13 protein-coding genes, 1 tRNA gene and 1 pseudogene are annotated in these 13,219 nt (G+C 50.0%); 8 read left to right on the forward strand and 7 right to left on the reverse strand.

Annotated elements, in window-relative coordinates:
• Positions 1-41: 41 nt before the first annotated feature.
• A pseudogene (locus A7589_RS09160) lies at positions 42-421 on the reverse strand (IS1 family transposase); the annotation flags it as partial.
• Positions 422-803: 382 nt separating this feature from the next.
• Here A7589_RS09160 and A7589_RS09165 point away from each other — a divergent pair.
• Complete coding sequence (locus tag A7589_RS09165; protein ID WP_000155819.1) at positions 804-1,673, forward strand: YjeJ family protein; 870 nt, start codon at positions 804-806, stop codon at positions 1,671-1,673.
• 202 nt (positions 1,674-1,875) lie between these two features.
• Here A7589_RS09165 and A7589_RS09170 read toward each other — a convergent pair whose 3' ends face one another.
• The 3 genes from A7589_RS09170 to A7589_RS09180 all read right to left on the reverse strand — a co-directional run bounded on the left by A7589_RS09170 (position 1,876) and on the right by A7589_RS09180 (position 4,350).
• Entirely contained in the window at positions 1,876-2,229 is a 354-nt protein-coding gene (locus A7589_RS09170) for a DUF4156 domain-containing protein (RefSeq protein ID WP_000558209.1), read from the reverse strand.
• A gap of 137 nt (positions 2,230-2,366) precedes the next feature.
• Positions 2,367-4,013, reverse strand: a complete 1,647-nt coding sequence (gene groL, locus A7589_RS09175) for a chaperonin GroEL (protein WP_000729121.1) — start codon at positions 4,011-4,013, stop codon at positions 2,367-2,369.
• A gap of 43 nt (positions 4,014-4,056) precedes the next feature.
• Positions 4,057-4,350, reverse strand: coding sequence for a co-chaperone GroES (locus A7589_RS09180; protein WP_001026276.1), 294 nt, complete (start codon positions 4,348-4,350; stop codon positions 4,057-4,059).
• 275 nt (positions 4,351-4,625) lie between these two features.
• On the opposite strand from A7589_RS09180, the gene yjeH reads away from it, so the two are divergent.
• A complete protein-coding gene (gene yjeH / locus A7589_RS09185; protein ID WP_000015829.1) occupies positions 4,626-5,882 on the forward strand; it encodes an L-methionine/branched-chain amino acid transporter in 1,257 nt (418 codons plus the stop codon).
• Positions 5,883-5,897: 15 nt separating this feature from the next.
• Here yjeH and A7589_RS09190 read toward each other — a convergent pair whose 3' ends face one another.
• Positions 5,898-6,374 (reverse strand): FxsA family protein, encoded by a 477-nt coding sequence (locus A7589_RS09190; protein WP_001267449.1) that lies wholly within the window; start codon positions 6,372-6,374, stop codon positions 5,898-5,900.
• 336 nt (positions 6,375-6,710) lie between these two features.
• On the opposite strand from A7589_RS09190, the gene aspA reads away from it, so the two are divergent.
• The 6 genes from aspA to A7589_RS09220 all read left to right on the forward strand — a co-directional run bounded on the left by aspA (position 6,711) and on the right by A7589_RS09220 (position 12,487).
• Positions 6,711-8,147 (forward strand): aspartate ammonia-lyase, encoded by a 1,437-nt coding sequence (gene aspA, locus A7589_RS09195; RefSeq protein ID WP_010349613.1) that lies wholly within the window; start codon positions 6,711-6,713, stop codon positions 8,145-8,147.
• Between the two features lie 117 nt (positions 8,148-8,264).
• Positions 8,265-9,566 (forward strand): anaerobic C4-dicarboxylate transporter DcuA, encoded by a 1,302-nt coding sequence (gene dcuA, locus A7589_RS09200; protein WP_000961959.1) that lies wholly within the window; start codon positions 8,265-8,267, stop codon positions 9,564-9,566.
• A gap of 115 nt (positions 9,567-9,681) precedes the next feature.
• Positions 9,682-10,020 carry a divalent cation tolerance protein CutA gene (gene cutA, locus A7589_RS09205; protein WP_000883313.1) on the forward strand — a complete coding sequence of 113 codons (339 nt, stop codon included), beginning with the start codon at positions 9,682-9,684 and terminating at the stop codon, positions 10,018-10,020.
• On the forward strand, positions 9,996-11,693 hold the full coding sequence (gene dsbD / locus A7589_RS09210; protein ID WP_000068949.1) for a protein-disulfide reductase DsbD: 1,698 nt from the start codon (positions 9,996-9,998) through the stop codon (positions 11,691-11,693). The genes cutA and dsbD overlap by 25 nt, the downstream gene beginning before the upstream one ends.
• 36 nt (positions 11,694-11,729) lie before the next feature.
• The gene (locus A7589_RS09215; protein WP_001188520.1) at positions 11,730-12,305 is read left to right on the forward strand and encodes a transcriptional regulator; all 576 of its coding nucleotides are present in this window, start codon (positions 11,730-11,732) and stop codon (positions 12,303-12,305) included.
• Between the two features lie 106 nt (positions 12,306-12,411).
• Positions 12,412-12,487 (forward strand) — tRNA-Phe (locus tag A7589_RS09220).
• 71 nt (positions 12,488-12,558) lie between these two features.
• On the opposite strand, the gene A7589_RS09225 is transcribed toward A7589_RS09220, so the two are convergent.
• Both A7589_RS09225 and yjdI read right to left on the reverse strand, forming a co-directional pair.
• On the reverse strand, positions 12,559-12,831 hold the full coding sequence (locus A7589_RS09225; RefSeq protein WP_000405640.1) for a GNAT family N-acetyltransferase: 273 nt from the start codon (positions 12,829-12,831) through the stop codon (positions 12,559-12,561).
• Between the two features lie 11 nt (positions 12,832-12,842).
• Positions 12,843-13,073: a 4Fe-4S mono-cluster protein YjdI gene (gene yjdI / locus A7589_RS09230; RefSeq protein ID WP_000371865.1), complete on the reverse strand. Its 231-nt coding sequence runs from the start codon at positions 13,071-13,073 to the stop codon at positions 12,843-12,845.
• Positions 13,074-13,219 lie beyond the last annotated feature (146 nt).

Genomic DNA, 13,219 nt, shown 5'->3' on the forward strand with positions numbered 1-13,219 from the left:
CCGACACCGTGCGCCACACCAGTCATCCGTAGCCTGTCCTACGCGTAACACAGCCAGCGCTGACGTGATTTAGCCCCTACGTAGCCCCACTGTTCGTCCATTTCATCGCTGACAATCACATCGCTGCCCGGTTGTATGCGCGAGGTTACCGACGGCGGCCTGAGTTTTTTAAGTGACGTAAAATCGTGTTGAGGCCAACGCCCATAATGCGGGCGGTTGCCCGGCATCCAACGCCATTCATGGCCATATCAATGATTTTCTGGTGCGTACCGGGTTGAGAAGCGGTGTAAGTGAACTGCAGTTGCCATGTTTTACGGCAGTGAGAGCAGAGATAGCGCTGATGTCCGGCAGTGCTTTTGCCGTTACGCACCACGCCTTCAGTAGCGGAGCAGGAAGGACATCTGATGGAAATGGAAGCCACGCAAGCACCTTAAAATCACCATCATACACTAAATCAGTAAGTTGGCAGCATTACCTACATCGCGCATTGAAACTCAATGAGCTGTAGGCGGGATAAGGCATTTACGCCGCATCCGCCAAGAGCAACGAACACGAGAACAGAGACCGGTCACTCAACAGAGAAGTTTAATCTTTGCCCGTTGCATAACCTTTAATTATTCATTTACGTTGCTATTTTTACTCTTTATATAGCCAACACCAATAATTAACCTTTCTTTTCTGTTTATATATAGAGTGAGCACTGCTATTTATGTTATTTTAAAAACCATTACTACCAAGCCCATTTATCTGGCTTATACATTAAAATTAATTATTTTATTGAAAAATGGTTAGGGAGAACCTACATGACCATAAGCATCAAGGGTGTTAATACCGGTGTTATTCGCAAGAGTAATAATTTCATTGCACTGGCGCTGAAAATTAAAGAGCCTCGCAATAAAGAATCGTTATTCTTTATGTCTGTTATGGAACTACGCGACCTACTGATTGCGCTAGAAAGTCGTCTGCATCAAAAGCATAAACTGGATGCTGATACACGTATTCAGTATGAGCAGGCTCGCGATAAAGTCATGAAGAAAATGGCAGAGAATATCCCAGAAATTCTGGTTGATGAGCTTAAAAATGCCGATATTAATCGCCGGGTTAACACGCTGGAACTTACCGAAAATCAGGGCGAAAATCTTACCTTCGAATTAACGCTACATGACGGTAGCAAATGTGAGTTAGTCGTTAATGAGTTGCAGATTGAAATGCTGGCGCGAGCAATCATTCATGCAATTAATAATGCTGAAATGCGTGAACTGGCATTGCGTATTACATCGCTATTAGATTTCCTGCCGTTATATGACGTCGACTGCCAGGACAATGGCAATCTGGAATATGACACCTATTCTCAGCCGGAATGGAAACATAATCTGTTTAGCCATTATCTGGCGGTGCTTTATCGCTTTAAAGATGAAAGTGGCAAAGAACAATTTAGCGGCGCGGTGGTGAAAACGCGTGAAGCGACAGCGGGTAAAGAAATTGAGGCTATCACACGCCGGATGCTTGATTTCAGTCCACGGCTGAAAAAACTCGCGGGTGTGCCATCTCAGGTTTACGTTCGTACAGTAGCAGCAAATAACGCCCAACCGCTGACTCAGGATCAATGCTTACGCGCAATACATCACTTACGAGTTCAGTCCATCAGCAAGGCCGCGCCACAGGCGAAATAATCTCATCTTTTTGAATGCGAGGCTGGAGCCATCCAGCCTGGAATTACTGATAACGTGATCGTTGATCATGCCGGATGCGGCGAAAACGTCTTATCCGGCCTACAAATTCTCGAATATTCAATCAGTTGCAATGCTCGATGTAGGCCTGATAAGCGAAGCGCATCAGGCAATTACACGTTTGTCATCCAGCCTCTGAATCATATCAGTTCGGGCACTTATAAACCTGGCCGATAATCTGGCTATCAGTCGGAACAAAACTGGACAACATCCCCTGCGACGGGCTGCTGATACCATAAATCACATTACCGCCCATTGCTGCCGCCTGGTTGCGCAGATCGTTTGCTGCACCGCGCATAGAACCGCCTTCTTCACCGTGTTGCCCGGAAAGCCAGTTACTTTGCTTACCTGTCGCAGTACCAATCAGTTGGCACTCGGCACCAGGCTGCTCGTCAACAATGCGTACACTCTGACCGGCAGCACTCAATTCGTTGCTGGAGCTACAACCCGCCATCAGTAGCGCGGCACCGACAATCCCTGCTAAGTATTTTACGTGCATGTTATTCCCCATAATCAATGAGCTGGACGCAACTCGCGTCGTCCGTGTCTGAATCTTATACTAGAAAGATGACCAAAAGAAAAACCCCCAGACATTTCTGCCCGGGGGTTTCTTTATTTCTGCGAGGTGCAGGGCAATTACATCATGCCGCCCATGCCACCCATGCCGCCCATACCGCCAGCAGCGCCTAAGTCAGCTGCATCGTTTTTCGGCAGGTCGGTAACCATGCACTCGGTGGTGATCATCAGACCAGCCACAGAAGCTGCGTACTGCAGAGCAGAACGAGTTACTTTGGTTGGATCCAGGATACCCATGTCGATCATGTTGCCGTATTCTTCGGTTGCTGCGTTGTAACCGTAGTTGCCGTCGCCGCCTTTAACGGTGTTAGCAACAACAGACGGTTCTTCACCGCAGTTCAGGACGATCTGACGCAGCGGAGCTTCCATTGCACGCAGTGCAACTTTGATACCCACGTTCTGGTCTTCGTTCTGACCACGCAGGTCAGCCAGTTTAGACGCTACGCGGATCAGCGCAACACCACCACCAGCAACCACGCCTTCTTCTACCGCAGCACGGGTCGCGTGCAGGGCGTCTTCAACGCGTGCTTTTTTCTCTTTCATTTCAACTTCGGTAGCAGCACCTACTTTGATAACTGCAACGCCGCCTGCCAGTTTCGCTACGCGCTCCTGCAGTTTTTCACGGTCGTAGTCAGAAGTTGCTTCTTCAATCTGCTGACGGATCTGAGCAACACGGCCCTGGATTGCAGCTTCTTCACCCACGCCATCGATAATGGTAGTGGTATCTTTGTTGATCACAACACGTTTAGCCTGACCCAGGTCTTCCAGAGTCGCTTTTTCCAGCTCCATACCGATCTCTTCAGAGATTACAGTACCGCCAGTCAGGGTTGCGATATCCTGCAGCATTGCTTTACGACGATCGCCGAAGCCCGGTGCTTTAACCGCAGCGACTTTCACGATGCCGCGCATGGTGTTAACAACCAGAGTTGCCAGTGCTTCGCCTTCAACATCTTCAGCGATGATCAGCAGCGGTTTGCCTGCTTTTGCAACAGCTTCCAGAACTGGCAGCATTTCGCGGATGTTGGAGATTTTCTTGTCAGCCAGCAGGATGAACGGGCTTTCCAGTTCTACTGCGCCAGTTTCCGGCTTGTTGATGAAGTAAGGAGACAGGTAGCCACGGTCGAACTGCATACCTTCAACCACGTCCAGTTCGTCCTGCAGACCAGTACCGTCTTCAACGGTGATAACGCCTTCTTTACCGACTTTGTCCATCGCTTCAGCGATCAGTTTACCTACGGTTTCGTCGGAGTTAGCGGAGATAGTACCAACCTGAGCAATAGCTTTAGAGTCAGAGCACGGTACGGACAGCGTTTTCAGTTCTTCAACTGCAGCGGTAACGGCTTTGTCGATACCACGTTTCAGATCCATCGGGTTCATGCCCGCAGCAACAGCTTTCAGACCTTCAGTGATGATAGCCTGAGCCAGTACGGTTGCAGTGGTAGTACCGTCGCCTGCAGCGTCGTTCGCTTTAGAGGCAACTTCTTTCACCATCTGCGCACCCATGTTTTCGAACTTGTCTTCCAGTTCGATTTCACGAGCAACGGAAACACCATCTTTGGTGATGGTCGGTGCACCGAAAGATTTATCCAGAACTACGTTACGGCCTTTCGGACCGAGGGTAACTTTCACTGCATCTGCCAGTACGTTTACGCCGCGCAGCATTTTCACACGAGCGTCGTTACCGAATTTTACGTCTTTAGCTGCCATTATCTTTATTCCTTAAATTCGTATGTTCAGTGTCGTGCGCGGATTACGCTTCAACAATTGCCAGAATGTCGCTTTCGGACATGATCAACACTTCTTCATTGTCGATCTTCTCAGATTTCACACCGTAGCCATCGTTGAAAATAACGATGTCGCCAACTTTCACGTCCAGCGGCTTCACTTCGCCATTTTCAAGGATACGGCCATTGCCGACAGCCAGCACTTCGCCACGGGTAGATTTAGCCGCTGCAGAGCCGGTCAGAACGATGCCGCCAGCAGATTTAGTTTCAACTTCTTTACGCTTGACGATCACGCGATCATGCAATGGACGAATATTCATTGATAACTCTCCTTTGAGAAAGTCCGTATCTGTTATGGGTGACGCCGGAGCTTACGTGGTTTCCCGGCTGGTGACCAGAGAAATGGGGATGAGGCATCTCCCCTTCAAGGGGGAAAATGAAAAAAAATTCTGATCAGCACAAAATCGGGTGAAAACCCTGATTCACCTCACGTTTCATCGCAATTTCGACATCGCCGTCATAAGTGAATCTGATTGTGCTACCATCGAAAATCTACGCAGTTGCCCAAAATTTGGGCGCAATCGGACTTCAACCCATGAGTGGACTCAAACAAGAATTGGGGCTGGCCCAGGGTATCGGCCTGCTATCGACGTCATTATTAGGCACTGGCGTGTTTGCCGTTCCGGCGTTAGCTGCTCTGGTGGCAGGCAATAATAGCCTGTGGGCGTGGCCAGTTTTGATTATCTTAGTGTTCCCGATTGCAATTGTGTTTGCGATTCTGGGTCGCCACTACCCCAGCGCGGGCGGCGTCGCGCACTTCGTCGGTATGGCGTTCGGCTCGCGACTTGAGCGAGTCACCGGTTGGCTGTTTTTATCGGTTATTCCCGTGGGTTTGCCCGCCGCGCTACAAATTGCTGCCGGGTTCGGTCAGGCGATGTTTGGCTGGCATAGCTGGCAACTATTGTTGGCAGAACTCGGTACACTGGCGCTGGTGTGGTATATCGGTACTCGCGGTGCCAGTTCCAGTGCTAATCTACAAACGGTCATTGCCGGGCTTATCGTCGCACTGATTGTTGCCATCTGGTGGGCGGGCGATATCAAACCTGCGAACATCCCCTTCCCTGCGCCAGGTGATATCGAACTTTCCGGGTTATTTGCTGCGTTATCGGTGATGTTCTGGTGCTTTGTCGGTCTGGAGGCATTTGCCCATCTCGCTTCGGAATTTAAAAATCCAGAGCGTGATTTTCCGCGCGCTTTGATGATTGGTCTACTGCTGGCAGGATTAGTCTACTGGGGCTGTACGGTAGTCGTCTTACACTTCGACGCCTATGGTGAAAAAATGGCGGCGGCTGCATCGCTTCCCAAAATTGTGGTGCAGCTATTCGGTGTAGGGGCGTTATGGATTGCCTGCGTGATTGGCTATCTGGCCTGCTTTGCCAGTCTCAACATTTATATACAGAGCTTCGCCCGCCTGGTCTGGTCACAGGCGCAACATAATCCTGAGCACTACCTGGCACGCCTCTCTTCTCGCCATATCCCGAATAATGCCCTCAATGCGGTGCTCGGCTGTTGCGTAGTAAGCACGTTGGTGATTCATGCTTTAGGGATCAATCTGGACGCACTCATTATTTATGCCAACGGCATCTTTATTATGATTTACCTGTTGTGCATGTTGGCAGGCTGTAAATTATTGCAAGGACGTTATCGCGTACTGGCGGTGATTGGCGGGCTGTTATGCGTTCTGTTACTGGCAATGGTCGGCTGGAAAAGTCTCTATGCGCTAATCATGCTGGCGGGGTTATGGCTGTTTTTGCCAAAACGAAAAACGCCGGAAAATGGCATAACCACATAATCCGGCGTTTTGACATTAATCCTGGCGATCGTCTTTATGATCAAGACGGTCGTGGTCATTATCCTTTCGCTGATACTCACCATCAAAAGTATTACCACCACCGGTCCCGGCGCTAAAACCGCCACCCGGCATTCGGGAGAAACGCAAATGCGGCATCAGCTTCACTGTCAGATGCTTTTGCACCGGCGGTAATAAAAGCAGAAGCCCCAGGAAATCGGTGAAAAAGCCCGGCAATAAAAGCAGCAAACCGGCAATGATCAACGAAACACTTTTAATCATCTCCGCCGCTGGGTTTTCACCCGCCGCCATTTTTTGCTGCATCAGCACGAAATTCTTAAAGCCCTGGTTACGTACCAGTGACATACCGATAACCGATGTGAATATAACCAGTACGAGGGTCAGCAATACCCCCAGAACATGGGCAACCTGAATAAAAATTGAAATCTCAATATAGACATAAAGAAAAATGGCAATAAAAGGTAACCAGCGCAAAGGTTTCTCCTGTAATAGCAACCGGTTAAATCCGGACGCCTGAATGGGTTGCGAATCGCGTTCAGCTTATATTGTGGTCATTAGCAAAATTTCAAGATGTTTGCGCAACTATTTTTGGTAGTAATCCCAAAGCGGTGATCTATTTCACAAATTAATAATTAAGGGGTAAAAACCGACACTTAAAGTGATCCAGATTACGGTAGAAATCCTCAAGCAGCATATGATCCCGAGTATTCGGCCGATGCAGGGGATAATCGTCGGTCGAAAAACATTCGAAACCACATATATTCTGTGTGTTTAAAGCAAATCATTGGCAGCTTGAAAAAGAAGGTTCACATGTCAAACAACATTCGTATCGAAGAAGATCTGTTGGGTACCAGGGAAGTTCCAGCTGATGCCTACTATGGTGTTCACACTCTGAGAGCGATTGAAAACTTCTATATCAGCAACAGCAAAATCAGCGATATTCCTGAATTTGTTCGCGGTATGGTAATGGTTAAAAAAGCCGCAGCTATGGCAAACAAAGAGCTGCAAACCATTCCTAAAAGTGTAGCGAATGCAATCATTGCCGCATGTGATGAAGTCCTGAATAACGGAAAATGCATGGATCAGTTCCCGGTAGACGTCTACCAGGGCGGCGCAGGTACTTCCGTAAACATGAACACCAACGAAGTGCTGGCCAATATCGGTCTGGAACTGATGGGTCACCAGAAAGGTGAATATCAGTACCTGAACCCGAACGACCATGTTAACAAATGTCAGTCCACTAACGACGCCTACCCAACCGGTTTCCGTATCGCGGTTTACTCTTCCCTGATTAAACTGGTAGATGCAATTAACCAACTGCGTGAAGGCTTTGAACGTAAAGCTGTCGAATTCCAGGACATCCTGAAAATGGGTCGTACCCAGCTGCAGGACGCAGTACCGATGACCCTTGGTCAGGAATTCCGCGCTTTCAGCATTCTGCTGAAAGAAGAAGTGAAAAACATCCAACGTACCGCTGAACTGCTGCTGGAAGTTAACCTCGGCGCAACGGCAATCGGTACTGGCCTGAACACGCCGAAAGAGTACTCTCCGCTGGCAGTGAAAAAACTGGCTGAAGTCACTGGCTTCCCATGCGTTCCGGCTGAAGACCTGATCGAAGCGACCTCTGACTGCGGCGCTTACGTTATGGTTCACGGCGCGCTGAAACGTCTGGCTGTGAAGATGTCCAAAATCTGTAACGACCTGCGCTTGCTCTCTTCTGGCCCACGTGCCGGCCTGAACGAGATCAACCTGCCGGAACTGCAGGCGGGCTCTTCCATCATGCCAGCTAAAGTAAACCCGGTTGTTCCGGAAGTGGTTAACCAGGTATGCTTCAAAGTCATCGGTAACGACATCACTGTTACCATGGCAGCAGAAGCAGGTCAGCTCCAGCTGAACGTTATGGAGCCGGTCATTGGCCAGGCCATGTTTGAATCCGTTCACATCCTGACTAACGCTTGCTACAACCTGCTGGAAAAATGCGTTAATGGCATCACTGCTAACAAAGAAGTGTGCGAAGGTTATGTTTACAACTCTATCGGTATCGTCACTTACCTGAACCCGTTCATCGGTCACCACAACGGTGACATCGTGGGTAAAATCTGTGCCGAAACCGGTAAGAGTGTACGTGAAGTCGTTCTGGAACGCGGTCTGTTGACTGAAGCGGAACTTGACGATATTTTCTCCGTACAGAATCTGATGCACCCGGCTTACAAAGCAAAACGCTATACTGATGAAAGCGAACAGTAATCGTACAGGGTAGTACAAATAAAAAAGGCACGTCAGACGACGTGCCTTTTTTCTTGTGAGTAGTAACTTAAAAATAACAATCTAATATCAACTTGTTAAAAAACAAGGAAGGCTAATATGCTAGTTGTAGAACTCATCATAGTTTTGCTGGCGATCTTCTTGGGCGCCAGACTGGGGGGAATAGGTATTGGTTTTGCAGGCGGATTGGGGGTGCTGGTTCTTGCCGCTATCGGCGTCAAACCTGGTAACATCCCGTTCGATGTCATTTCCATTATCATGGCGGTTATCGCCGCTATTTCTGCCATGCAGGTTGCTGGCGGTCTGGACTATCTGGTTCATCAGACAGAAAAGCTGCTGCGCCGTAACCCGAAATACATCACGATCCTCGCTCCGATCGTGACTTATTTCCTGACAATCTTTGCGGGTACTGGCAACATCTCTCTGGCAACGCTGCCAGTGATCGCTGAAGTTGCGAAGGAACAAGGCGTTAAACCTTGCCGTCCGCTGTCTACTGCAGTGGTTTCCGCGCAGATTGCGATCACCGCATCGCCAATCTCAGCGGCAGTGGTTTACATGTCTTCCGTAATGGAAGGTCATGGCATCAGCTACCTCCATCTGCTCTCTGTGGTCATCCCGTCCACCCTGCTGGCGGTTCTGGTGATGTCCTTCCTGGTCACTATGCTGTTCAACTCCAAACTGTCTGACGATCCGATTTATCGTAAGCGTCTGGAAGAAGGCCTGGTTGAACTGCGCGGTGAAAAACAGATTGAAATCAAATCCGGTGCAAAAACTTCCGTCTGGCTGTTCCTGCTGGGCGTAGTTGGCGTGGTTATCTATGCAATCATCAACAGTCCGAGCATGGGCCTGGTTGAGAAACCGCTGATGAACACCACCAACGCAATCCTGATCATCATGCTCAGCGTTGCAACTCTGACCACCGTTATCTGTAAAGTTGATACCGACAACATCCTCAACTCCAGCACCTTCAAAGCAGGTATGAGCGCCTGTATTTGTATCCTGGGCGTTGCATGGCTGGGCGATACTTTCGTTTCCAACAACATCGACTGGATCAAAGATACCGCTGGTGAAGTGATTCAGGGTCATCCGTGGCTGCTGGCTGTCATCTTCTTCTTTGCTTCTGCTCTGCTGTACTCTCAGGCTGCAACCGCAAAAGCACTGATGCCGATGGCTCTGGCACTGAACGTTTCTCCGCTGACCGCTGTTGCTTCTTTCGCTGCGGTGTCTGGTCTGTTCATTCTGCCGACCTACCCGACGCTGGTTGCTGCGGTACAGATGGATGACACGGGTACAACTCGTATCGGTAAATTCGTCTTCAACCATCCGTTCTTCATCCCAGGTACTCTGGGTGTTGCCCTGGCCGTTTGCTTCGGCTTCGTGCTGGGTAGCTTCATGCTGTAATGACAAATCGCGGGGCGTTCACGCCCCGCTTTCTTTCCCGCCGACTAACATCCTTCCCTCGTCCGTTGTATAGTGACCTCTCTCTTGCGGTTCCATCTGTTCTTGCGAGGTGTTTATGCTTGATGATAAAAGTTCGAATACCGCGTCTGTCGTGGTGCTGTGTACTGCGCCGGATGAAGCGACAGCCCAGGATTTAGCCGCCAAAGTGCTGGCAGAAAAACTAGCGGCTTGCGCAACCCTGATCCCCGGCGCAACCTCTCTCTATTACTGGGAAGGTAAGCTGGAACAGGAATATGAAGTACAGATGATCTTAAAAACCGACAAAGCTCACCAGCAGGCGCTGCTGGAATGCCTGAAGTCTCATCATCCGTATCAAACCCCGGAGCTTCTGGTTTTACCTGTTACACACGGAGACACAGATTACCTCTCATGGCTCAACGCATCTTTACGCTGATCCTGCTACTTTGCAGCACTTCCGTTTTCGCCGGATTATTCGACGCGCCAGGACGTTCACAATTTGTCCCAGCGGATCAGGCTTTTGCTTTTGATTTTCAGCAAAACCAACATGATCTTAATCTAACCTGGCAGATCAAAGACGGTTATTACCTTTACCGTAAACAGATCCGCATCACGCCTGAACAAGCGAAAATTGCCGACGTGCAGTTACCGCCAGGCGTCTGGCATGACGATGAATTTTACGGCAAAAGCGAGATTTATCGCAAGCGGCTGACGCTTCCAGTGACCATCAACCAGGCTACGGCTGGCGCGACATTAACTGTCACTTACCAGGGCTGCGCTGACGCTGGTTTCTGCTATCCACCAGAAACCAAAACCGTACCGTTAAGCGAAGTGGTTGCCAACAACGCAGCGCCACAGCCGATGTCTGTTCCGCAGCAAGAGCAGTCCGCCGCGCAATTGCCCTTTTCTGCGCTCTGGGCATTGTTGATAGGCATCGGCATCGCCTTCACCCCCTGCGTACTGCCGATGTACCCACTGATTTCCGGCATCGTGCTGGGCGGTAAACAGCGACTCTCCACCGCCAGAGCATTGTTGCTGACCTTTATTTATGTGCAAGGGATGGCGCTGACCTACACGGCGCTGGGCCTGGTAGTTGCCGCTGCCGGATTACAGTTCCAGGCGGCGCTACAGCACCCTTACGTGCTCATTGGCCTCGCCATCATCTTTACGTTGCTGGCGATGTCGATGTTTGGCTTGTTTACCCTGCAGCTTCCCTCTTCGCTGCAAACGCGCCTCACGCTGATGAGCAATCGCCAACAGGGTGGCTCGCCCGGCGGTGTGTTTGTTATGGGGGCGATTGCCGGTTTGATCTGCTCACCATGTACCACCGCGCCACTTAGCGCGATTCTGTTGTATATCGCCCAAAGCGGTAACATGTGGCTGGGCGGCGGCACACTTTATCTCTATGCGCTGGGTATGGGTCTACCGCTGATGTTAATTACCGTCTTTGGCAACCGTCTGCTGCCGAAAAGCGGCCCGTGGATGGAACAAGTCAAAACCGCGTTTGGTTTTGTGATCCTCGCGCTGCCGGTCTTCCTGCTGGAGCGGGTGATTGGTGATGTCTGGGGATTACGCTTGTGGTCGGCGCTGGGCGTCGCATTCTTTGGCTGGGCCTTTGTCACCAGCTTACAGGCCAAACGCGGCTGGATGCGCGTAGTGCAAATAATCCTGCTGGCAGCGGCATTGGTTAGCGTGCGCCCACTCCAGGATTGGGCATTTGGTGCGACGCATACCGCGCAAACTCAGGCGCATCTCAACTTTACACCAATCAAAACGGTGGATGAGTTAAATCAGGCGCTCGTTGAAGCCAAAGGCAAACCGGTAATGTTAGATCTCTACGCCGACTGGTGCGTTGCCTGTAAAGAGTTCGAGAAATACACCTTTAGCGACCCACAGGTGCAAAAAGCGTTGGCTAACACGGTCTTACTTCAGGCCAACGTCACCGCCAACGACGCACAAGATGTGGCGCTGTTAAAACATCTAAATGTCCTTGGCCTACCGACAATTCTCTTTTTTGACGGACAAGGCCAGGAGCATCCACAAGCACGCGTCACGGGCTTTATGGATGCTGAAACCTTCAGCGCACATTTGCGCGATCGCCAACCGTGAACGACACTTGCAGTGGGAAAGACGGAGGAAAATAGCGTGCAACGTGAAGATGTACTGGGAGAAGCCCTGAAATTATTAGAATTACAAGGGATTGCCAACACCACGCTGGAGATGGTTGCTGAACGTGTGGATTATCCACTGGACGAGCTGCGCCGCTTCTGGCCAGACAAAGAGGCGATCCTCTACGACGCGCTGCGCTATCTTAGCCAACAGATAGATGTCTGGCGTCGTCAGTTGATGCTGGACGAAACGCAAACCGCCGAACAAAAGCTGCTGGCGCGTTATCAGGCGTTATCAGAGTGCGTTAAAAACAACCGCTATCCGGGCTGTCTGTTTATCGCGGCCTGTACGTTTTATCCCGATCCTGGCCACCCTATTCATCAACTGGCCGATCAGCAAAAAAGCGCGGCCTACGATTTCACCCACGAACTATTAACCACGCTGGAAGTTGACGATCCGGCGATGGTGGCAAAGCAGATGGAACTGGTGCTGGAAGGTTGCCTGAGCCGAATGCTGGTGAATCGTAGCCAGGCGGATGTCGACACCGCACACCGGCTGGCGGAAGATATTCTGCGCTTCGCCCGCTGCCGCCAGGGTGGTGCATTGACCTGACAGAAACACAGAAAAGAAGCGATTTGCCGCAATCTTAAGCAGTTGAATCGCTTTTACTGAAATTAGGTTGACGAGATGTGCAGATTACGGTTTAATGCGCCCCGTTGCCCGGATAGCTCAGTCGGTAGAGCAGGGGATTGAAAATCCCCGTGTCCTTGGTTCGATTCCGAGTCCGGGCACCACTAATTCCTGAGAACCCGCCTACAAGGCGGGTTTTTGCTTTTGGGAATACGTCCTTCCTGCCTTCGCCCCATCAACTGCGAATATCATCATACTCACGCGTTTTATCAAATTCGTGTTTCGCAAACGGGCACAGTGGGATAATTTTCCGTTTTTCCTGGCGCATTTTTTCCACGACTTTCGCTACCAGTTGTTTACCAATCCCCTGTCCTTTCAGGCTTTCATCAACATCGGTATGTTCGATAATCGCTAAATTCTCTCCGGTCGGCACAAAGACAATTTCAGCTATTTGATTTCCCTGCGCATCATTGATGTAAAATTTATTATGACCCTCACGTATTTCCATTTTCCCCTCACTTATTTATGACGGTATTTCAGTGCACCGCTGGGACATGTATCAATAACATTCACGACGGTAGCGACGTCTACTTCATCCGGCATGATCCACGGCTTACGTTTGAGATTAAACAGTTTGCTATTACCGCGAACACAATTACCGGAATGCTGACATATTGCGGTGTTGAAATAGACATCGACCTTTTCGCCGGTATAGCAGCGATAACCAACGTCCAGTAGTTCCTGATCCATGACCTTCCCTCCCTCATAAGTATGGTTTTCGCTATAAGCATAGCTCTCGAATCGCCAGACGACACCGGAAGTTTCAGTTACCAAATCCGCTTCCCCGGATGGCCAATCCCCTTACTCCCTTTGAATTACCCGCAGCATCAGAGATA

It is taken from the genome of Escherichia sp. MOD1-EC6475 (assembly GCF_003046645.1).
Lineage (GTDB): Bacteria > Pseudomonadota > Gammaproteobacteria > Enterobacterales > Enterobacteriaceae > Escherichia > Escherichia ruysiae.

Coding starts and splice junctions, on each gene's coding strand:
- A7589_RS09165 (WP_000155819.1), top strand. CDS start 804: ATGACCATAAGCATCAAGGGTGTTAATACCGGTGTTATTCGCAAGAGT.
- aspA (WP_010349613.1), top strand. CDS start 6,711: ATGTCAAACAACATTCGTATCGAAGAAGATCTGTTGGGTACCAGGGAA.
- A7589_RS09225 (WP_000405640.1), bottom strand. CDS start 12,831: ATGGAAATACGTGAGGGTCATAATAAATTTTACATCAATGATGCGCAG.
- A7589_RS09180 (WP_001026276.1), bottom strand. CDS start 4,350: ATGAATATTCGTCCATTGCATGATCGCGTGATCGTCAAGCGTAAAGAA.
- yjeH (WP_000015829.1), top strand. CDS start 4,626: ATGAGTGGACTCAAACAAGAATTGGGGCTGGCCCAGGGTATCGGCCTG.
- A7589_RS09170 (WP_000558209.1), bottom strand. CDS start 2,229: ATGCACGTAAAATACTTAGCAGGGATTGTCGGTGCCGCGCTACTGATG.
- groL (WP_000729121.1), bottom strand. CDS start 4,013: ATGGCAGCTAAAGACGTAAAATTCGGTAACGACGCTCGTGTGAAAATG.
- yjdI (WP_000371865.1), bottom strand. CDS start 13,073: ATGGATCAGGAACTACTGGACGTTGGTTATCGCTGCTATACCGGCGAA.
- dsbD (WP_000068949.1), top strand. CDS start 9,996: ATGGCTCAACGCATCTTTACGCTGATCCTGCTACTTTGCAGCACTTCC.
- cutA (WP_000883313.1), top strand. CDS start 9,682: ATGCTTGATGATAAAAGTTCGAATACCGCGTCTGTCGTGGTGCTGTGT.
- dcuA (WP_000961959.1), top strand. CDS start 8,265: ATGCTAGTTGTAGAACTCATCATAGTTTTGCTGGCGATCTTCTTGGGC.